At 40.8% G+C, this 21,593-nt stretch carries 17 protein-coding genes and 1 riboswitch; of the genes, 11 read left to right on the top strand and 6 right to left on the bottom strand.

The genetic code is table 11. The features are described from left to right. Positions 1 to 4: 4 nt before the first annotated feature. Both Q8M62_RS07505 and aceK read right to left on the bottom strand, forming a co-directional pair. Positions 5 to 1,129, bottom strand: a complete 1,125-nt coding sequence (locus tag Q8M62_RS07505) for an alpha/beta hydrolase (protein WP_304901004.1) — start codon at positions 1,127 to 1,129, stop codon at positions 5 to 7. Between the two features lie 78 nt (positions 1,130 to 1,207). Further along, on the bottom strand, positions 1,208 to 2,932 hold the full coding sequence (gene aceK, locus Q8M62_RS07510) for a bifunctional isocitrate dehydrogenase kinase/phosphatase (RefSeq protein WP_304901003.1): 1,725 nt from the start codon (positions 2,930 to 2,932) through the stop codon (positions 1,208 to 1,210). Between the two features lie 396 nt (positions 2,933 to 3,328). On the opposite strand from aceK, the gene Q8M62_RS07515 reads away from it, so the two are divergent. The 4 genes from Q8M62_RS07515 to Q8M62_RS07530 are packed head-to-tail and all read left to right on the top strand — an operon-like array spanning position 3,329 to position 6,200. Further along, the gene (locus Q8M62_RS07515) at positions 3,329 to 4,006 is read left to right on the top strand and encodes a bifunctional isocitrate dehydrogenase kinase/phosphatase (RefSeq protein WP_304901002.1); all 678 of its coding nucleotides are present in this window, start codon (positions 3,329 to 3,331) and stop codon (positions 4,004 to 4,006) included. Between the two features lies 1 nt (position 4,007). Continuing rightward, the gene (locus Q8M62_RS07520; RefSeq protein ID WP_304901001.1) at positions 4,008 to 4,646 is read left to right on the top strand and encodes a CoA pyrophosphatase; all 639 of its coding nucleotides are present in this window, start codon (positions 4,008 to 4,010) and stop codon (positions 4,644 to 4,646) included. 58 nt (positions 4,647 to 4,704) lie between these two features. Beyond that, on the top strand, positions 4,705 to 5,958 hold the full coding sequence (locus Q8M62_RS07525; RefSeq protein WP_304901000.1) for a DUF819 domain-containing protein: 1,254 nt from the start codon (positions 4,705 to 4,707) through the stop codon (positions 5,956 to 5,958). Next, a complete protein-coding gene (locus Q8M62_RS07530) occupies positions 5,958 to 6,200 on the top strand; it encodes a (2Fe-2S) ferredoxin domain-containing protein (protein ID WP_092729501.1) in 243 nt (80 codons plus the stop codon). Before Q8M62_RS07525 ends, Q8M62_RS07530 begins: the two co-directional genes overlap by 1 nt. 19 nt (positions 6,201 to 6,219) lie before the next feature. Here Q8M62_RS07530 and Q8M62_RS07535 read toward each other — a convergent pair whose 3' ends face one another. Continuing rightward, a complete protein-coding gene (locus Q8M62_RS07535) occupies positions 6,220 to 6,540 on the bottom strand; it encodes a YbjQ family protein (protein ID WP_304900999.1) in 321 nt (106 codons plus the stop codon). 239 nt (positions 6,541 to 6,779) lie between these two features. On the opposite strand from Q8M62_RS07535, the gene Q8M62_RS07540 reads away from it, so the two are divergent. The 5 genes from Q8M62_RS07540 to metF all read left to right on the top strand — a co-directional run bounded on the left by Q8M62_RS07540 (position 6,780) and on the right by metF (position 17,430). Further along, the gene (locus Q8M62_RS07540; protein ID WP_304900998.1) at positions 6,780 to 11,093 is read left to right on the top strand and encodes a PAS domain S-box protein; all 4,314 of its coding nucleotides are present in this window, start codon (positions 6,780 to 6,782) and stop codon (positions 11,091 to 11,093) included. Positions 11,094 to 11,159: 66 nt separating this feature from the next. Next, the gene (locus Q8M62_RS07545; protein ID WP_304900997.1) at positions 11,160 to 12,476 is read left to right on the top strand and encodes a hypothetical protein; all 1,317 of its coding nucleotides are present in this window, start codon (positions 11,160 to 11,162) and stop codon (positions 12,474 to 12,476) included. Between the two features lie 88 nt (positions 12,477 to 12,564). Continuing rightward, a riboswitch (SAM riboswitch) is annotated at positions 12,565 to 12,663 on the top strand. Positions 12,664 to 12,729: 66 nt separating this feature from the next. Continuing rightward, positions 12,730 to 13,785, top strand: coding sequence for a homocysteine S-methyltransferase family protein (locus Q8M62_RS07550; RefSeq protein ID WP_304900996.1), 1,056 nt, complete (start codon positions 12,730 to 12,732; stop codon positions 13,783 to 13,785). Positions 13,786 to 13,795: 10 nt separating this feature from the next. Next, entirely contained in the window at positions 13,796 to 16,480 is a 2,685-nt protein-coding gene (metH, locus tag Q8M62_RS07555) for a methionine synthase (protein WP_304900995.1), read from the top strand. Then, positions 16,477 to 17,430: a methylenetetrahydrofolate reductase [NAD(P)H] gene (gene metF / locus Q8M62_RS07560; protein WP_304900994.1), complete on the top strand. Its 954-nt coding sequence runs from the start codon at positions 16,477 to 16,479 to the stop codon at positions 17,428 to 17,430. The genes metH and metF overlap by 4 nt, the downstream gene beginning before the upstream one ends. Before the next feature lie 51 nt (positions 17,431 to 17,481). On the opposite strand, the gene Q8M62_RS07565 is transcribed toward metF, so the two are convergent. Continuing rightward, complete coding sequence (locus Q8M62_RS07565; RefSeq protein WP_304900993.1) at positions 17,482 to 18,003, bottom strand: hypothetical protein; 522 nt, start codon at positions 18,001 to 18,003, stop codon at positions 17,482 to 17,484. Between the two features lie 459 nt (positions 18,004 to 18,462). Here Q8M62_RS07565 and Q8M62_RS07570 point away from each other — a divergent pair, with 459 nt between their 5' ends. Together Q8M62_RS07570 and Q8M62_RS07575 are read left to right on the top strand one after the other, a co-directional pair. Continuing rightward, positions 18,463 to 19,314, top strand: a complete 852-nt coding sequence (locus tag Q8M62_RS07570) for a hydroxymethylglutaryl-CoA lyase (protein WP_304900992.1) — start codon at positions 18,463 to 18,465, stop codon at positions 19,312 to 19,314. Positions 19,315 to 19,317: 3 nt separating this feature from the next. After that, entirely contained in the window at positions 19,318 to 19,869 is a 552-nt protein-coding gene (locus Q8M62_RS07575) for a PepSY-associated TM helix domain-containing protein (RefSeq protein WP_304900991.1), read from the top strand. A gap of 211 nt (positions 19,870 to 20,080) precedes the next feature. Here the strand turns inward: Q8M62_RS07575 and dprA are convergent, their stop codons facing one another. Together dprA and Q8M62_RS07585 are read right to left on the bottom strand one after the other, a co-directional pair. Beyond that, the gene (gene dprA, locus Q8M62_RS07580) at positions 20,081 to 21,208 is read right to left on the bottom strand and encodes a DNA-processing protein DprA (RefSeq protein WP_304900990.1); all 1,128 of its coding nucleotides are present in this window, start codon (positions 21,206 to 21,208) and stop codon (positions 20,081 to 20,083) included. Beyond that, a complete protein-coding gene (locus tag Q8M62_RS07585) occupies positions 21,180 to 21,533 on the bottom strand; it encodes a MerR family transcriptional regulator (protein ID WP_304900989.1) in 354 nt (117 codons plus the stop codon). The genes dprA and Q8M62_RS07585 overlap by 29 nt, the downstream gene beginning before the upstream one ends. Between the last annotated feature and the right edge of the window lie 60 nt (positions 21,534 to 21,593).

Consider the following 21,593-nt stretch of genomic DNA (forward strand, 5'->3'; position numbering starts at 1 on the left):
GATTTTAATCCGGTTTGTTATTGAAAAACAGCCATTCTATGGCTTTGGGAAACTCGTCGCTCCAGTACGATTCATTGTGTTTGCCCAGCTCGTTGATTGAGAGCTTCACCTTCATTTTTCCTTCCAAGCTTTCGCGTTTGAGCAGACGCTTTCGAAGTTTGGTCACGTGGTCGACCATGGTTTCGCTTTCATCTCCACCTGCATAGAGGTAGATCCGGGTTTCCTGGGGCTCAAAGAAGTCAAGAAAGCCCAGCTTTATTTTTGGGATTACCCAAAGCGAAGGCGAGAAAACCATCAATTTTCCAAATACTTCCGGGTAAATCAGACCTGAAAATATGCTGACCAATCCACCCATTGAGCTCCCGCCAATTCCGGTAAAGTCCCGCTCGGTTTTGGTTCGAAAGGTTTTATCTACAAATGGTTTCAGGGTGTCGGTAATGAATCTAATGTATTGTTTACCGTTTCCTTGGCCCAAAAGGGTTTTACCGACATTGTATTCCTGAAGACGTTCTTTTTCGCCATGCTCCACAGCGATGACGATGATTTTACCGATACCATAATCAGACATGACGGCAAGTTTTTTATCAATCTGCCAATTGCCAAAGGCTGCGTTTTCGTTGAATAAATTCTGCGCATCATGCAAATAAAGTACAGGATAGTGTTCGGTGCTGGTGTTGTAATCGTGGGGTAGGAGGGCCCAGATTTTGCGTGTTTTGTTGAGTTGTGGAATTTCAAACTCTTCCGAAATCAAATGGATCTGGGGAAGTTGGGAAGGACGATAGGGAAGCCAATTTTTACGCCATTTGGCTACTTTTTCATATTTGATAGGCTTACTATCATTCCAATGCCGATTAGGCGTGCGATTGCCGTAGCGGTCAATCTCTACCTCTGACCAGTCGCCTTTGGTAAATTTATAAATTAACTCCCCATCAAATTCGGGTCTTTCAGGGAAATTGAATTCATATTTACCGGCATCAATTTTTTTCATTTTGTAATGAAAATCCTGCGTCACCCAATCGTTGAAATTCCCGGAAATATATACGGGCCTGTCGTCGTCTTCAGGTGTTTGAAGGACAATTTTTTTGATCCGGATAGGAATATCTATAGGACTTGATACTTCTGAAATCATGGGTTGAGGGTAAGAGAATGGCTAACCCGATTTTTCAAAAATAAGTTTTGTATGGGTAAGAATGAAACATTGTTTTTCCTATACGGCTTCATCAGGCCGAAATCTTATTTCCTCTGGATAGGGAAAAGCATGGATTAATTCCCCTTTTCGGATTCTTTGTTGTAAAGAGTTCCAATATTCCGGGTCAAATAATGCGCTGTGATAATCTAAAAAATGTGGCTTGAGGTCAGCCCTTCCGATCATCCATCGTCGAAAATCTTCCGGGAACACATCGTTTTTTTTGATCTCATACCAAGGTTCAGAAGCGTAAATTTGTTCGAAGTTTTCAGGTTTTGGTTTTGCTCTGAAATTCATATCCTCCAAAAATTCGATTTCATCGTAATCGTAGAAAATAACACGTCTTTGTCGCGTTAATCCGAAGTTTTTGGTCATCATGTCACCAGGAAAAATGTTGGCTTGGGCCAATTGAAGTATTGCCCGACCATAATCTTCGACAGCTCGTTTTCCTTCTTCTTCAGTGCAGGATTCTAGGAATAGATTTAATGGAACCATTTTTCTTTCGGTATATAGATGTTTGATTATCAGGCTATCCTCAGTCACTATAAGAAGAGAATTTGTAGTGTTCCGAAGCTCTTTCATAAGTTCATGGCTAACGCGGGATATGGGTATTTTAAAACATTCAAATTCATGGGTGTCTGCCATTCTTCCGACTCGATCGTGAAGTGAAACCAGTTTATATTTTTCCCGAACTTCCTGACGGGTCATATTTTTAGGCGGCTCGAAATGGTCTTTGATCAGTTTGAATACGATATTCAATGAAGGTAAAGTGAAAACTGTCATCACCATGCCTTTGATGCCTGGCGCTACAACAAATTCATCAGTGCTCTTTTCTAAATGCTCAAGGAAATCACGATAAAAAAGTGTTTTGCCATGCTTGTTGAATCCAATAGCATTGTAGAGCTCGTGTATTTTTTTGTGTGGGATGACTGAACTCAAAAATTCGATGATTTGTGAAGGTATGGCTGCCTCCACCATAAAATATGACCGGGTGAAACTAAATAGATGACTCATCAGATTGGGGTCAAAAATCAGTGTGTCTACAAATATCCCCTTTGGCCCATGGAGGAAAGGAATGATAAACGGCATCCATTTATTGCCAACATAAGTTCTTCCGATGAGGTAGGCCGCTTTATTTCGGTAAAAAACAGGCTTCAAAAGCTGTGTTTTTGTGCCCACTTCTACTTGATATCTGGAAAGAATTACTTTTTTCACTCCTTCCACTAAAAAAGCCACGTCTTTTTCTTTGTCCATGAACTCCCCCCCAAAATCATAGTCTTGTAAAATTTGCCGGATGATTTGATCCAAACCGAGAGAGGCGGGATAAGAATTTAACAAATCTGATTTTTCCTGTAAATGTTGAGGGTTGGAATCACCTCGGACATACATCAATTCTTCGTCTAGCGGATTATTCAGAAAGGTTTTTCTAAATATTGAATTGAAAAAAGTTTGAGCCAACTCAGCGTCCGGGCGGGAGGAGATCATTTCTTGATATTTATTTCGGATCAAAGACCAAACTGTTCGGTTTGTTGTGTCAGTCCCTAATTTTTCCTGTAAGTCTTTTGCCAGTGGCAGCAAGGTGTCCTTGTATAATCTAAGCCGTTGTCTATGATTTTGTTGCGTGGCTTGCCAGTTTCGTTGCGAAAAATAAAGAGGGGCCAAGCGAGTGAAGTCATTAAACCTTCGGATGTAACTGAGGTAAGCTTCAAAGATGTTTTTGGCAAGAGGTAGCGCTATTTCTGACATTTTAATTGGAAGTAGGAAGGAAAGTTTAACTTTTTTCTGATTTTTTCTTGAATTTCTATTTCAAAAAGAGCCTGATTTTCTGTGATTTATAAATTAGAAACAGAGACAGAATAAAATTTTGAAAATTTTTCGCAATCGATTGTTTGGAGGGAATGAAAACATTTTATACTTTTCGAAGGTATTCATGAACTGAATATCTACAATAGGTTTAATAGGTTTGAGAGCAGGAAAAGGCCCGGATATTATCCAGGCCTTTTTTGTTTCTAAAATTATTGAAATCAATCATTTTGATTTGGTAAATGTTGCTTTCCATGGAATTTTCTTTCTGGACGTATGATTGATTTCCATTTGATTTTTCAAACTCTTCGCTTAGCTTCGACGTTCAATTTTTCCTCTATGAATAGAATCATGAAGCACTATTTGTCGGTTTGGATTTTGTCTCTTGTTTTTTTGATCGGCTGTGAGTCCGGTGATTCAAAAAAAGGTGAGATTTCCAATGAGCTGAAACCCGATGCCGAAAAATTGGAAGTTTTACGCAATCAAATCAATTTGGGCTTGGCACAAAAGTCAGCTTGGCAAAAGCATTGGGCAGTAAAAACCGGGAATTTTGATGCAAGCGATTTTGAGTTGGTTTTTTCAGATTCGATTGACCCGATGGAGATGCCGGAGAAAAATCCGATTTTATCTGAGGACCCCTTATTCCCTTATCAACTTCCTCATCCTGAAGGAAATGGGACTATTGATATTTATTCCTACAAAGTTGAGGCGCAGGAAAGCCTCGATAAACCTTTTTTAAATCCAGATTCCGAAGTCATTTGGTATCGATCGGATGGGATGAAAGAGCGATTGTTATTCATGGGGCCTTCAGGAATGTTTGAAGAAGGGATATGGTTGAGTGCCAGTGAGTTTATGGTCATGGGATTTTTTCAGGAAGAAGATGGTTTTCGACCAATGATCTGGGTAATTAACATCGAAAATCACAGTTTCAGTCAATTTAAATTGAATGAGCTTGTGCAGGAGTACCAGCAAGAGTCCTACTTGAATTTGAAGTTGAAGTCAGTGGATTTGACCTAAAATGAATTTTGAGAAATTTATTTTGCAGCTAGAAAGTGCGCTCAAGGCTCCACTTCCGGGAAAGCAAGCTCAAATCAAAATGTCTCCTGTGCCGATAGATATGAGGCGATTTGAGATTGATTTACCGGAAAATCATCGGAAAAGTGGCGTGTTAATTTTGTTTTATCCCGAAAGTGAAAGTGCTTTTTTTCCATTGATTAAGCGTCCTGAGTATGCTGGATTTCATAGTGGTCAAGTGGCCTTTCCCGGTGGAAAAATGGAAATCAGTGATGCAAATATAATTGAAACAGCCCTCAGAGAAGCTGAGGAAGAAGTAGGGATAGATCGAAGTCAGGTCCAGATTATGGGCTGTCTCAGTGAACTTTTCATCCCGACCAGCAATTTTTTAGTGACTCCTGTAATTGGTTTTTTGGAAAAACGCCCTGATTTGGTACCAGAGGAAAAAGAAGTTTCAAGAATTATACAAGCAGAGTTATCCCAACTACTGAAACCGGAAATAAGAAAACAAAAAATTCTGGACTTGGGTCAAAACCTGAAACTTGACACGCCATATTTTGAAATTGACGGAGAGGTAGTTTGGGGCGCTACTGCTATGATATTGAGTGAACTGATTCACTTGCTTCATTCGGCAGGAAGGTGAGGATTGGTCTTTTTAGCCATTTGGTTGTATTGTTGCATTGAATTAATGAATTCCGAAAATGGAAGAAAGTACCCCTTTGATCAGTAATGACGCGGTAGTTTTTGGCTTGCTCATGGCAACTTTGGCTTTTGTTTTTGCGACATCTGCCAGCAAAAGACCACTTTGGGTTAAGTTTTATACCTATATACCCACGGTTTTATTATGCTACTTTATCCCGGCTGTTTTCAATTCATTAGGATTGATTTCGGGGGAATCTTCAGGCTTATACAAGGTCGCTTCAAGGTATTTATTGCCTGCATCTTTGGTTCTTTTCACGATCAGTATTGATCTGAAGGGAATTCTCAAACTTGGACCTAAAGCCTTAACGATGTTTTTGGCAGGAACAGTAGGGATTGTTTTAGGTGGACCTTTAGCTTTATTGACAGTGGGGCTGATGTTTCCGGATATTTACTCCGGTACCGGACCGGATGAAATCTGGCGCGGGTTATCAACGATCTCGGGAAGCTGGATCGGAGGGGGGGCTAATCAGACCGCCATGCTTGAAGTGTTTGGAGCTAGTCCAACCCTTTTTGGGCAGATGATTGCAGTGGATGTTTTGGTAGCAAATCTTTGGATGGCGTTTTTATTGTATTGGGCTGCCAAACCGGAAATATTGGATAAGCTACTCAAATCCGATACTTCGGCTATTTATGAATTAAGAGATCGTATCGCCAAGCATCGAGAAGGAATCATGAAGATCCCAAGCCTTGGCGAAACCATGTTGATTTTGGGCTTTGGATTCGGAGTCACAGGTTTTTCACATCTCTGTGCAGACTTTTTGGCGCCTTGGTTTGATCTAAATTATCCAGAGCTTAATCAATATTCCCTGAATTCTGCATTTTTTTGGATTGTGGTGATTGCCACTACTGCCGGGCTTTTGCTCTCATTTACTAAAGCACGAAATTTGGAAGGAGCAGGAGCATCACGAATGGGTAGTGTATTACTGTATGTTTTGGTGGCTACTATTGGGATGCAGATGGATTTGGGAGCAATATTGGATAATCCAATTTTCTTCTTAATAGGCATCATTTGGATGATGTTCCATATCCTAATCATGTCTATTGTGGCTTTTGTAATCAAAGCTCCATTTTTTTATGTTGCGGTAGGGTCTCAAGCTAATGTGGGTGGGGCGGCATCAGCACCGATTGTTGCATCTGCTTTTGATCCTTCTTTGGCTCCTGTGGGAGTGCTTTTGGCAGTGTTAGGTTATGCATTAGGAACTTATGGTGCTTACCTTTGTGGATTGATGATGCAGGCTATATCAGCAATGTGATGCGATACAATCGAAAATTGGTTTTTATATGCGGGGGATCGGATTGCAAAAAAGCCGGCTCGAAAAAAATCCGTAAGGAGTTGAAGGAGGCTGCCACGGTAGGCACGCTAAAAGGACATTGTAAATTTTTTCAAACCAAGTGCATGGACCTGTGCAAATCCGCTCCTGTGGTGATTGTGGATAACCATTTTTGCAAAAATACTGACGCAAAGAAAATAATGGAACAAATAAAAAAGACCTGAGTGCTCAGGTCTTTACAAATTAAAGTTTTGTTGTTTTTACGGCAGTACCACTGACGGTGACCATCAGCATCCCGTCTCTTATTGTTTCATAATCCAAGTCAATTCCAACAATAGCATTGGCACCAAATTGTCTGGCTTGAAGTTCCATCTCAGTGATGGCAGTAGCTTTTGCCTCCCTTAGGACTTGCTCATAGGCCGATGACCTACCACCGACAATATCGGTAATACTGGCAAAGAAGTCCTTGAAAATATTTGCGCCAATGATGGTTTCGCCGGAGACAATTCCAAGGTACTGATCGATTTGGTAGCCTTCCAAGGAAGGAGTAGTTGAGATAATCATAGCAATGTAATTGATTTGAGGTTTAATGAATTTTTGGGTAGTGAGGCTGTTCTGCTCAAGCAATGTTTCTATCGAATAAAGTATTTCTTTAGCTTGTCGTTAATTTAATCGTGTTGAATATCTTTCCTAAACTTTAAAATAAAGACATTTTTGGTTTGTGTTTAAAGTTTTCTTTTTAAATATTACCTTAATTTTTGGTGAGGCTCTAATCAACTCGCCGAAACACCATTAAAAGATTCATGAACAAGTTCCAGCAGTTTGACATATCTGATTTTTTAAATGAAATTCAAGAACCGCTGTTTTTGATGGATTCAGAAGAGATAATCTTCTTCAATGAATACTTTGAGAAAACTTTCATCCCTATTTCTGATGATTGGAAGGCTTTTATAGATCAATCTGGATTGATTAGTGAACTGGATAATTTCTTTCAACATGGGGAATTGCCCACTACCCGACTGATAAAGCAGTTGATTGCTAAAGACCGAAGTGTCGAGCGATTTGAGTGGGTTTTTATCAATTTGCCCTCTAGTTATAATTCCCGATTCTTGATTGCAAAAGGTAATCAAATCAAAACCGAGGCTTTTGATCAATCTAATTTGATTTTCAAAAATGGCGGATCAATTACAGACGAGCTTCGATACATACAGAGTGTTTTAAATAACAGTCATGATTTAATTGCAATTCTTGATCGGGAGGGAAATTATAAGTTTATCAGTGACTCGGTTTCACAAAAACTCGGATTTTCCACCTCTGAAATTCTAGGAAGAAATTTTCGCGAATTTTCTTCTACGGGTTTAATTGAAATTATAAAAGGAGATTTTTCCCAAGTGCTCAACTCTGAGGAGGAGGTTGCGATAGATTTTTGGGTGAAGTTGCGTGATGGGAAGCGTATTTATTTGGAGAGTTTCGCCAAAAACCTGCTCAATCATCCCCAGATTCAAGGCATAATTTTCAGCTCCAGAGATGTCACAGAGTATGTTCTTGCCGAAAAATCTCTCCAAAGAAGATATGATATTGAGAATCTGATCATGCAGATGTCTTCTAAGTTGATTGGAGGAAGTTTTCAGGAATTGGAGTCTGAGTTTTATGTAGGAATTTCCAGATTTGGAGAATTTTTTGAAGCTAGTAGCGCTGATATTTTGGTCTTTAACAGGGATACCGCCGAATTGGAGACTTTGAGTTCCTGGTCTTTCAATAAAGATGGGGATAGACAAAGTCCGCCTTCCAAGGATGAGCTGAGATTGATTTTTGAAAACCAGTCATTTTTGGAAAAAGGCAAAGTCAGATTGGTAAGCGGCTTTGAAGATCAATCGAATGCTTTAAGAGGCCTGAATACCTGGAATATAATTATTCCTATGATCTCAGGGATTAAACTACTTGGGGTCATCCGTTTTGAATCTAAGAGTTCAGGTTTTTCTTTTGATGAAAAGGAGATTCAGATCTTAAGACAATTGGGGGATGTCATGGCAGGGGCATACTTAGGAAGTCTAATGAATCGGAAAATTGAGCGGAATGAAAACCTGCTCACCCAGACTGAAATGCTTTCAAAGTCGGGTTCCTGGAGATATAGTTCCTATAAAAACCTGTTTTACTGTTCCGGAGGATTCGCCAGTTTATTTGGGCTGGGTTCTAAGCCCGTTACAGCGGAATTTTCCTCCCTGATTTTTAAAATTGACAAGCCTTCAAGAGCTGAATTCATCAAAAATTTGAGGAAGGCCAGTCAAGAGAAGGCTCGAACCTCCGGTGAGTTTTCAATTTCCGATTCTTTGGGAAAGGTTCGCTTTGTCAGTTATGAAATTGAAGGGAAACAGGAATTCTTGACTCAGGGATTGGAAGTCTATGGGTTTTGCACGGACATTTCCCATAAAAGAGCCTCAGAAAGTTACCTTCGCCTTCAATCTCAAATCCTTGCTCAGGTAAGTGACCCGATTCTTGTGACAAATCTAGAATTGGAAGTCATTTACCTTAATGAAGCCGCTGTCCAATTGTGTTGTCCAAATACTGCAAGGGATTATGAAGGAAAATTCAGTGATCTTGTCACGATTCACTGGGAATTAGGTGAAAAAATTGATCAAATCGCCGCAGTCCTTCAAGTAGGTGAAGTTTGGAAATCCGAGCGCTTCATTCATACTCAGCATACACATTATTCGCCTTTTGAAATTTCCATTCAGGCCATACATGCAGAAGGAAAGGATAAAATTGGCTATTCTATAATTCTTCGAGGTTTAGAAGAAAAACACAAATCAGAGCAAATTGCCAAAAGGGCTCAGATGATAGTGGAAAATAGCCCAGCAGTACTTTTTAGAGTGGACCCTAATGAACGATTTAAAATTCACTATATCTCTGAAAATATCAGCCGATTTGGGTATGACGCTGCATTTTTAATGGAAAAAGAAACTTCGTTTTTGGATTTGTTGCATCCGGAAGATTCTGAGAAAATTCTTACTAATTCCAAGGATAAACTCCGAAAAGATGGTATACCCGCGTTTTCAGGAGAATATCGAGTCAAAACCTTAAATGGAGAATATGTTTGGGTAGAAGACAGTACAAGAGATGTTATTTCCGATTCAGGCAAGATTATTCTTCATGAGGGCCTTTTCCAGGATATTTCCGATAGAAAAAATCTGGAAAGAATAAAATCACAGCGCGATGAACAATACCGGGTATTGGCATCAAATATACCGGAAACAAACATCTTTCTGCTGGACAAGGAGCGGAACTACATTCTGGCCGAAGGAACCAATTTTGAAAAATGGGGTCTGAACCGAAATGATTTTGAAGGTAAAAAACTTAAAGATGTACAGCTTACTCCGTATCAGGAGATCAATGCGATTCTTGACAGAGTATACCTCGAAAAAGAAATCGTCGAATCTGAATTTCAGCTGAAGGGGAGGCATTATCATCGAACAATTCGACCAATTGTAGAGAATGGAAATGTTGAATATGCCTTGAGTATTGTCAGGGACATTCAAGATGAATATCAAGCTAAAATTGATCTCCAGCAGTCGGAGGAGAAATATAGACGCTTGGTAGAGGAGTCTACTGAGATAATTTTCTCGCTTACCGAGGCATTTTTGCTTCAATATGTTTCTCCAAACGTCAAACAGTTTTTAGGTTATGATTCAGAGGAGGTAATAGGTCGAAGTATTTTTGATTTTCTAAACCCAGATGATTTAGGGGTTTTTCAGGAAATGTTGGAAGAAAGCAATGACTTTTTAGCTCATAATCAATTCCTTGAGTTCAGACTTAGGCACAAAAATGGGGAATATCGGGTTTTCAGCACCAATGGGAAGCTCATCGAAGACAAAAGTGGTATTCACCGATATTATACCGGAGTCGCCAGGGACATCTCCAAGCTTAAGGAGACGCAACGGGAACTTTTTCTTGCCAAAGAAAGGGCAGAACAAGCTTCACAGATTAAATCCCAATTTTTATCTGTGATGAGTCATGAAATTCGGACACCAATGAATGCTGTAATTGGATTGGCGCATTTTCTTATGGAAGAAAATCCAAGGCCAGACCAAATGGAGAATTTGAAAACCCTTCAGTTTTCAGCGGAAAATTTGATGGCTTTGATCAATGACATTCTTGATTATAATAAAATCGATTCAGGCAAGGTGGAATTGGAGCAAGCGCAGTTTGACTTGAGAAATATTATCCACCGAATTGTTCATTCACACAGCTTCTATGCGAATGAGAAATCGCTTAGAATCAGCTGTGAGATTGATGAAGCAATCCCTGAGTTATTGATAGGTGATTCGCTCCGGATAGGTCAGATTGTGAATAATCTGGTGTCCAATGCGATCAAATTTACCGAAATAGGATTTGTGAGAATTTCAATTTTGAAGGAGTTTTCGAAAGGAAATTACACTGACATCAAGTTTGTGTTTGAGGATACCGGTATTGGAATTCCTGAAAATAAAAGGAAATCAATTTTTGAAGCATTCACACAAGCCTCATCTTCCACGAGTCGAAAATACGGTGGTACTGGTTTGGGCTTGGCCATTGTCAAGCGTTTGGTAGAACTTCACGGAGGGGAAATTGAGGTGAGAAACAGGATAGGGGGGGGCAGTGTGTTTGAATTCGTGATTTCCTTCGAATTTGTCGATTTCAAGAAAATGGAAGCGGAAAAATCCAGTTTATTTTCAAAAAACCGATCGCTACAAAATGCATCGATTCTGGTAGCAGAAGATAATGCGGTAAATCAAATTCTGATCCGTAAATTCCTTACCAAATGGAATGCTGGAAATTTAGTAATCGCCTCCGACGGTCAGGAGGCTTTGGATAAATTCAATTCCGGCGATTTTGATTTGGTGCTTCTGGATCTTCAAATGCCGGAATTGGATGGTTTTGAAGTGGCAAAAGCTATTCGAAATCACACCGATCCTCAGAAACGGAATGTTCCTGTTTTAGCTTTGACAGCTTCCTCATTTAATGAGATAAGAGAAGAAATGCGGATCAGCGGTATGAATGATTTTATTCCAAAACCTTTTGCTCCCGAAGTTCTCTATGAGAAAATTTTAAAGCATCTCACCTTAAAAGATCAAGATTGAAGAGAGGTTTAGCATTAATTTTGCCAATAAGGCAATACCCATGTACTTCCTTTCAAATCTGCATAAATGACACTTACTAAAAGGGTTTTCCTTTTCCTGTTTTTCTTATCGCTTTCTGTTTCGATTCATGGCCAAGAGTTGGTCAACAAGCGTTCATCCTTTTATGGATTCACGGGAGTTTCTGGTGCCAATCTTCGACAGTTTAATGAAATGCTGTCCGAGAGGGGATTATCTCCATTGAGAAATAGATACCGAACCTATGGACTTGGATATCAGGCAAGAATAAATGATTTTTTTGTGGGATTTGAGCTTTCACAGCATCAAAGTAGAGCCAGTGATTTTGATGATTTTGAAATAAGGTTTCGTGCTTCAAGAGCGCTCATTAATGTCGGCTATTCTTTGACCGAAGAAGGTAAGTTCCAATTGATCCATTATATGTCCTTGGGTGTCGGGTATTTGAATTTTGAAATGTTGCCTGCCAAGTCCACCCAAAATCTTGAATTTTTTCTTCTTGATCCAAGAGAGGGTTTTATACTTCGTGAAAATGATATACAGAAGGGGACACAGTACTTCGGGGATTTTTTGACGGAGATCGGCTTTCAATTGAGTTACGACTTCGACCTACCAGGAAGAAAGGAAGCACTTGAGCTTTTGGCAAAAGTTGGATATTCATTTAGCCCATTTGAAGGCAAATGGGAAATGAACGGAATGGCTTTTGGAAATACTCAATCTGGTGCATTTTTAAGAATTGGTGCGGGGATATCGTTGCCAGATCGTAATTTTTTCTACAAAGATGCTTCTGTTGGGATTTCCATGTATCGAGGGTTTCATTTCAATAAACCAGACGTATTGAATTCCGAGCTTGAGAAAAATGGATATACGCCCTTTGAAGGAACTCCAACTAATATAGGAGTAAGAATCTTGGGTGAAACTGACGGGTTTTTGTATGGCGTTGATGTATTTAATTCAGCCTTGAAAGGTAAGGCCTCAAATACTCAGGATCAAAGCTTAAATAGTCTTAGAATCTATGGCAATGCAGGGATTAAGTTTTTTCAGCTCAAGAATTTTGCAATAGGGGCAATGGGAGGTATAGGCTTTGGTAATATCCGATATACACTTAGTCAGAATGACAAACCTGATTTTCCCGAACTTTTCGAACAAAGGTATTTTGACGGATATCTGAAAAATTCAGGAATGATGGCTAAACCCGAACTTTTGTTCGAATATGGTATTCCCATGACCAATAGAAATCTTTTTGATATCGTGGTGAGTGCATCAGCAGGATACGAACTTGCTTTGGGAAATTATAGACTGGGTGAGTTGAGTATGGCTAAATATCTCTCCGGACCAATGCTGGGATTGACGGTAGGAGTTCGGCCTTGATTAAGCTTTTTTTAACAATAGATCAATAAATCACCTGAATTCTGAATTATTCTTAAACTTTTTTGATGAAATGCTATTACCTTTGAAGTGCTTATCGAGAAAGACTGAGGGAAGGGCCCTATGACGTCTTAGCAACCTGTAAACAAGGTGCTAACTCCCATTCCGATTAATCGGGAAAAGATGAGCGGACAAGTTACCTGTAACTTTTCTCCGTGTTTTGCTCGATAAGCTTTTTGATTTAATTATTCGAACGATGCAAAACAGAACAGATACCCTATTGCAAGTGATTCAAAATCGAATCCTGATCCTGGATGGAGCTATGGGGACCATGATTCAGCGATACAAACTAGACGAGGAGGATTTCAGAACCCCTGAATTGGCGAATCATCCTAAATCACTTAAAGGCAACAATGATTTATTGTCCTTGAGCCGTCCGGATATCATCCGCCAAATTCACAGGGAATATTTGGAGGCCGGGGCAGATATAATTGAGACCAACACCTTTTCGGGCACTACCATTGCGCAAGCTGACTATGAACTTTCGCATTTGGCTTATGCAATTAATTTTGAATCAGCAAAACTCGCGCGTGAAGTAGCAGACGAATTTTCAGCCAAAGAGCCCAATAAACCGCGCTTCGTAGCAGGTGCAATAGGGCCAACAAATAGAACTGCTTCCCTTTCTCCTGATGTAAATGATCCCGGCTATCGGGCGATTACTTTTGATCAATTGGCAGAAGCCTATGCTGAGCAGGTAAATGGCTTATTAGACGGGGGTTCAGACATTATTTTGGTTGAGACGATTTTTGATACACTCAATGCAAAAGCGGCCTTGTATGCGATTCAGGAAGTTTATGAAAAACGAAATATTCCGCTCGATCCAAAAGATGGAGGGATTCCGATTATGATTTCGGGTACAATCACCGATGCTTCCGGCCGAACGCTTTCCGGTCAGACTACCGAAGCATTCTTGATTTCAGTCTCTCACGTACCTTTGTTATCAGTCGGTTTGAATTGCGCCCTTGGAGCAAAAGAGCTTAGGCCGTACTTGAAAGTATTAGCTCAAAATGCCCCTTTTTATGTTTCTGCCTATCCCAATGCAGGCTTACCGAATGAGTTTGGTGCCTACGATCAAGGGGCCAATGAAATGGCGGATCAAGTACGAGACTTCTTAAAGGAAGGTATGTTGAATATCCTTGGCGGATGCTGTGGTACTACTCCTGAGCATATCCGAGCCTTGGCAGACATGGCTGCACAGTTTCAGCCTAGAAAATTTGAAGAAGTTACAGAGGAGGAGGAGAGCAATGTTTAACAAAGACTACATGAAACTCTCAGGCCTGGAGCCTTTGGTTTTTACACCAAATATCAATTTTGTCAATATTGGTGAACGGACCAATATTACCGGTTCGAAGAAATTTGCCCGTCTCATTCTCAACGGAAAATATGACGAAGCACTGGATATTGCACTGGATCAAGTGAGAGGTGGAGCGCAAGTCCTCGATGTGTGCATGGATGAGGGCATGTTGGATGGGGAGTTTGCCATGGTCAAATTCCTGAATTTGATTGCTTCCGAACCTGAAATCAGCCGTATTCCGATCATGATTGACAGCTCCAAGTGGAGTATCATTCTGGCGGGATTAAAGTGTGTACAAGGAAAAGGTATTGTCAATTCGATTTCCTTGAAAAATGGAGAAGCAGAGTTTATCCAACAGGCCAAAACGATCAAGAAGTTCGGAGCGGCTGTAGTCGTGATGGCCTTCGATGAAAAAGGCCAGGCGGATACCTATGAGCGGAGAATTCAAATCTGTGAGCGAAGCTACCGTATTCTGGTCGATCAGGTCAAATTCAATCGTCAGGACATCATATTCGATCCAAATATTTTTCCTGTAGCGACGGGTATGGAAGAGCACAGAAAAAATGCGCTTGATTTTTTCCTTGCCACAAAATGGATCAAAGAAAACCTGCCGGGAGCCAAAGTCAGTGGGGGAGTGAGTAACGTTTCATTTTCTTTTCGAGGGAATGACCGTGTCCGAGAGGCTATGCATGCGGCATTTCTTTACCATGCGATCCATCATGGCATGAGCATGGGAATTGTCAATCCGACCATGCTTGAAGTTTATGATGATATTCCGAAAGACTTACTGGATCGAGTTGAAGATGTGCTTTTTGACCGAAAGGAAGATGCGACCGAGCGATTATTGGATTTTGCTGAAACTGTTAAAGCAGCAGACAAAAAGGAAGTAGTCAACGAAGCTTGGCGTTCAGATCCTGTAGGTAAGCGGATTGAGCATGCCCTTGTTAAAGGGATTTTGGACTTTATTGTGGAGGACACCGAAGCCGCGCGCCTGGAATTGGTCAATCCCTTAAAAGTTATTGAAGGTCCCTTGATGGATGGGATGAATGTCGTCGGGGATCTATTTGGGGAGGGTAAAATGTTTCTTCCTCAGGTAGTAAAATCCGCTCGGGTAATGAAGAAGGCAGTTGCTTATCTGGAGCCCTTTATGCCGCTACCGGAAGAGGGGCAGGAAGCTTCTTCACTTAAAAAAATCCTGCTTGCTACTGTCAAAGGTGATGTGCACGATATCGGAAAAAATATCGTAGGCGTCGTTTTGGCCTGCAATAGTTACCAAATTATTGATTTGGGTGTGATGGTTGATGCTCAGAAAATCATCGATCAGGCTATTAAAAATAAGGTAGATATCATCGGATTGAGTGGTCTGATCACTCCATCTTTGGATGAGATGGTCAATGTCGCTTCTGAAATGGAGCGTCAGGGCTTGAAGATTCCCTTGTTGATCGGTGGTGCTACCACTTCCAGAATTCACACGGCAGTGAAAATTGATCCGATGTATTCAGGAATTGTCATTCACGTGACAGATGCAAGTAAGTCCGTGCCGATTGCAGGTGAAGCTATATCTGAGGAGACCAAAGAAGCTTATCAATTGCAAATCAAAGAAACGTATAAACAACTCCGTGAAGAACATGAGGCGAAGCAATTGATTAAGCAATTGGTGAGCTATGAAGAGGCCAAGTCTAATCCAGTAGGAATTGATTGGACTGCGTTTGAGCCGGTAAAGCCTAAGGTACTTGGCAAAACAATTCTGGAGGATTTGGATCTTTCTGTTTTGAGAAAATACATCGACTGGACTCCGTTCTTTAGCACTTGGATGCTTAGTGGCAAATACCCGAAAATCCTTGAAGATCCCATTGTAGGACATGAAGCGAAGAAACTCTTTGCTGATGCGCAGGAAATGCTGGATAAGTTGATTGTAGAAAAGTGGCTTACTGCAAAAGCGGTTTTTGGACTATTCCCGGTGAATCGACTCGAAGATGATGCGGTAATTTTGGATCCAAATGACAGCAAAAAAGAAATCGCAAAACTTCACTTCTTGAGGCAACAAGGCAAAAAGGGCAGGGGTGTTCCCAACCGATCACTCGCAGACTATATTCACCCTGAAAAAACCGATTATCTGGGCTGTTTTGCCGTGACTTCAGGGCTTGGAATGGAAAGCAAGCTCGCAGAGTTTCAGGCTGCAGGGGATGATTACAACGATATCTTGTTTAAGGCTTTGGCGGATAGATTGGCAGAAGCTGCCGCAGAATATGTACATGAGCAGGTCAGGAAAGATTATTGGGGCTATTCCACATCGGAAAGCTTGGATAATGATTCTTTGATTCGTGAAGAATACCCCGGAATCCGTCCGGCCCCGGGCTATGCGGCTTGTCCGGAGCATTCCGAAAAGAGTACGATATCTCAACTATTAGATTTGGAAAATGCCATTGGAATCACATTGACCTCCAGCTTTGCAATGTATCCGACTAGCTCAGTTTCCGGATTTTATTTTGGACATCCTGAAAGTAAATACTTCGGTTTGGGCAAAATCGGAGAAGATCAGGTGGCCAGCTATGCCCGACGAAAGGGCATAACCATAAAGCAAGCAGAGCGCTTATTATCTCCAAATTTGGCCTATTCACCTATTCAAACATTAGCAATTTCTATTCAATGAAAATAACAGAACATTTAAAAAATACCACTTCCACGCTTTTTTCATTTGAGATTCTGCCTCCATTGAAGGGGCAAAGCCTGAAAGAACTCCTTGAAGGAATTGAACCATTAATGGAATTCAAGCCACCTTTTGTGGATGTGACTTACCATCGGGAAGAGTTTATTTACAAAAAGCATCCAAATGGACTTTTGGAGAAGGTAAGTACCAAAAAGCGCCCCGGTACCGTAGGTATTTGTGCAGCGATCATGAACCGCTTTCAAGTCGATGCGGTTCCTCATATTCTCTGTGGAGGATTTTCCAAGGAAGAGACGGAAAACGCCCTGATTGATCTCAATTTTATAGGTGTGGAAAATGTCCTTGCACTCCGGGGTGATGCACCAAAATCGGAAGGTAGGTTTATTGCGGAACCTAATGGGCACAATTATGCCAGTGAATTGGTGGAGCAAATTGTACGCATGAATAATGGACATTACCTACATGAGGAAACCGAAAACAGCTTTCATACTGACTTTTGTGTAGGCGTTTCAGGGTATCCTGAGAAGCACTTCGAAGCTCCGAGTATGAAATTCGACCTGAAGTACCTAAAAGAAAAAATCGATAAAGGGGCTGAATACATTGTGACTCAGATGTTTTTCGATAATCAAAAGTTTTTCGATTTTGTACGAAGAGTCCGGGCAGCGGGAATTGATGTTCCCATCATTCCGGGTATCAAGCCGATCACGACTTTGGGACAAATCACCATGCTGCCAAGGACTTTCTTTTTGGACTTCCCCGATGAATTGATGGATGAGCTTGAAAAATGTAAAACCAATGCTGATGTGAAAACTGTAGGGATTGAGTGGGCTATTCAGCAGTCAAAGGAACTGATTGCAGCCGGCGTGCCTTCGCTTCATTTCTACACGATGAGTAAGGCAGAAGCTACTTACAAGATTGCCAAAGAGGTGTTTTAACAAAAAAAGCCCGCCAAATAATTTTGGCGGGCTTTGAATTGATTGTTGAATTTAAATTTTACCCATTTCAGAGATGAACTTGTTATACTTCTCTCTGGATTCTTCCTTCAGGTTATTGAAGTTTTTTTCCAACCAATTCAAACTTTCTTTTGTGGTAGATTCGATGTTAGCAATTGTTATTGCTCTTTTGGCAGTAGGTTCTTTAGACGTAGTTTCCCACCACTTTTCTACATTCTGAAGGTGCATCTCAGCCGTTTTTTGGAAATTCTCCTCCGTACGCTTAGCATTCTCAATTACTGTATCGTAGCGGGTCTCAATAAGATCAACTTCGGTGCTTTCAGCTTTCAGGTCTTTGTAGACTTTGTCAGCTCTAGACTCAAGACTATCAAATCTAGAATCGATAACACTCCAATCGTGCGTTGGAGAAGCCTTTACAGCCATTTCCACACTGTCAACAAATGAATTTAGATTCTTTGTTGAAGTAATTCTGTCTTGCTCTGTATACTTATTAGTTTCGCAAGCAAATACCGCAATACATGCAGTACCTATAAGAAGTGATGATTTGATTTTCATAATTTGGTTTTTTTAAGTAAAAGAATTGATGGTACTAATACTTCTATAGGCAATAGGTCAACCATTTTTCAACTAAGACGGTAAAACACCACTTCTTTACAGATAGGCTCACTTTAAGAAGAAGTCAGACAGACTTCAAAGTGGAATTGTGTCACGTTTTATGGAATAAAAACCCCATAAATCCCCATTTGGGAAGCCTTAAAGCATACAGTAATGTTTTCTATTCCTTCCTTTACACCCGGAATTTTGCCAAGGCTGGCATGTAGAAGTTTGTCCGGTTCCCAAATAGCTATCGAAGCATTGTTTGGCTGGTTGGATGAAATGGAATCAAGAAAAGTGGAAAGAATTCTCTTGTGATTGCAATCTTATTTAGACTGACCTAGTATTGAATTAACAAAGCATTTTTAACCACTCTTCCCAATCCCAATCCCTTTTTGCTGATTCTAATTATCTTCGGGCATGATTAAACTGATTGAATGCCCGCGGGATGCAATGCAAGGAATTCCGGGATTTATAGATACTGCTATTAAAGCCGCATACATTAATCAATTGCTTGAAGTGGGTTTTGACACTATTGACTTCGGCAGCTTTGTCAGTCCTAAGGCAATTCCACAAATGCGGGATACTGCGGAGGTATTGGAATTGCTGGATTTACACGATGCGAAGTCTAGACTTTTGGCTATTGTAGCGAACGTAAGAGGGGCAGAAGATGCGCTTCAATTTCAGGAAATTGACTTTTTGGGATTCCCACTTTCGGTATCTGAGACTTTTCAGCAGCGAAATACCAACGCCTCGATAGAGGAGGCTTTGAAAACGGTGGAGGCGATCCAGAATCTTTGCGAAGCAAAAAGGAAAAAGCAGGTGGTCTACCTCAGCATGGGTTTTGGTAATCCATATGGAGATCCTTACTCACCAGAATTGGTTGCCGAATTTGTGGAAATGCTAGCACAACTTCAAGTTGAGACCATTTCCTTATCTGATACGATCGGGGTGGCGACTTCTGAATTGATTACCAAACTTTTTGAGGTTCAAATTCAGGCTTTTCCACAAATTGAATTTGGCGCACATCTTCACAGCAGGGTTGAGTCTATCCCGGAGAAAGTGTTGGCAGGGCTGAAAGGTGGATGTAAAAGATTTGATGGAGCATTAAAGGGTTTTGGAGGATGTCCGATGGCCAAAGACGAATTAGTTGGAAATATGGCAACAGAAGTGATGATTGAAACCCTTGAAAAAGAGGGGTATTCTTTAGGATTGAATAAGTCAGAACTCGCTGAATCTATGAAGCTTACGAAGTTTGTGTTTAATTCCTGATTAATGTCTGATCCAATCATTCAACCTAAAGTAAAAGCACTTCGCTGGATCCGTAGTCTCCACAAGTGGCTGGGGCTTCCTTTGATTTTATTCTTTTTTATAATCGGGATTACTTCGATCCTATTAGCATGGAAAAAGAAAGCCGAACTGCTTCCTCCGACCTTAAAAACAAAAGTTGAACAGGGCGAATGGATTTCTCCGACTGAAATGGTAAACATTGCGGAGCTGGAAATGGAAAAACTCGGAGCGTCCATCGAAGTGGATCGAATCGATATCCGGCCCGACAAGGGTGTGGCCAAAGTGACCTTCAAAACCCATTTCACCGAAGTTCAATTGGATGGACTCTCGGGAGAGGTTCTTTCTATTGAGACCCGGCATTCTGACTGGATTGAAAAGGTGCATGATGGAAGTATTGTTGATTTTTACCTTGGAGGAGACGAGGCAACCAAACTGACTTATTCTACCTTGACAGCTTTGGGATTGATTTTGATGAGTCTAAGTGGGTTTTATTTGTGGTATTACCCGAAAGTGATTCGAAGGCTGAAGGGGAGATAGATTAATTTGATTATCCGCAATCCTGCCAGTAAGAAAGATTAGGCTATATAAAGTTGCGGATAAATGAACAAACTCTTTTAATCTATTCACTCGTTGATGGAAAATATCGATCCTCTAAATTATTTGTCTCAGGAGATATTGTTGAATCTGCCTGCATTGAAGGATTTCAGCTAAATTTGGAAGATATTTTTGAAGGATAAGTTCTACACTTTTAAACCAATAATTTATATTTTTTCCCGGGTAAGGATTTTACAATTCCCTCAAATTCAAGAGAGAGTAATCTGGATGAAAGCATTCCAAGCGGAATTTCCGTCTGATAACTGATTTGGTCAATTTCCGATTCGCCTTTTTCCAAGAGCAGCCTCAAAATGGCCGTATCCTCTTCATCTCTACCTGCCAAATCCAATACAGGTTTTTTGACCTTTTCCTCTCCTGGTTTGCTCCAAAATAAAGCCTCAGCTATGTCCCCTGGACCTGTATAGATCGATGCTTTCATTTTTCGGATGAGATGATTGCACCCTTCGGAAAATGGTGATTGTAGGTTTCCAGGAACAGCAAACACATCTTTGTTGTAGGAATAGGCAATCTCAGCAGTAATTAGAGCACCACCCTTTTCCGCCGCTTCTACCACAATTAAAGCATCAGAAAGGCTGGCGATTATCCGATTTCTTGCGGGGAAATTTCCGGGAACCATCGTGCTTCCGGGCGCATATTCACTCATCAGGATTCCCGTTTCCTGAAGTTGCTCCGCTGTTTTCTTATGTATTGCCGGATAGATTTGAGTAATCGGAGAACCCATCACAGCGATTGTTGGGAGACCAACCTGTAGTGCTGCCCGATGCGCTTCGATATCGATGCCATAGGCTAAACCGGAAATAATCACTGGCTGATAGGGGAGGAGATCCTCGACGATTTTCCGGGTAATGGACTTTCCATAGGTAGTGGCACTTCGTGTACCTACGATTCCTACACTTCGCTCAAATTCCAAGTCGCCTTTCCCCTGTGTAAAAAGTACTACAGGTCCATCTTCTTGCATTTTCAGTCGGGAAGGAAATTCCTGTTCTGAGGAGCTGTGGATGTTAAATCCTTTTTTTTTGCTCAGGTTTATTAATTCATCTGCCTTTTGAAGGAGTGACTCGGCTTGCTGCCGGATCTCCAAAAGCTTTTCCCCGACTCGGGGGATTTTGGATGCTTTCCCTTTGTTCAGGTGAAAAAACGCTTTGGCGGACCCGCTGTAAGCTATAATGGCCTTGAACACTCCCGGGCCGACCTTAGGGGCTAGAGAAAGTGCTAAATGATAGCGGAGATTTTCAAGGTTCGTTTCTGATTTTAAGTTCATTCCTCAGATTGATTAAAAAGTCCTTGATTTCCTGAAGTTTTTGAACTGCTGCAACTTTGTCAAAACCTTGATCTTTGCCTGATGCAATCACTTCTTGGGCACCTTGAAGGGTATATCCTTTTTCTTTCACCAAATGGTAAACGTATTTGATTTTTTGGATATCTTCCTTCGTATAGCGGCGATTTCCTTTTTTGTCTTTTTTCGGACGAATAATATCAAACTCACCTTCCCAATAGCGGATCAATGATGGGGCTACTTTGAACATTTCAGCAACTTCCCCAATGGAATGGTATTTTTTCTCTATTTCTCGCTCTTTGTACGGCACAGCAGTTTGTAATTAATGGTAACCTCTTAAGGTTTTGAACCCTGTTTGAGTTGAATTCAA

The organism is Algoriphagus sp. (genome assembly GCF_030694375.1).
Lineage (GTDB): Bacteria > Bacteroidota > Bacteroidia > Cytophagales > Cyclobacteriaceae > Algoriphagus.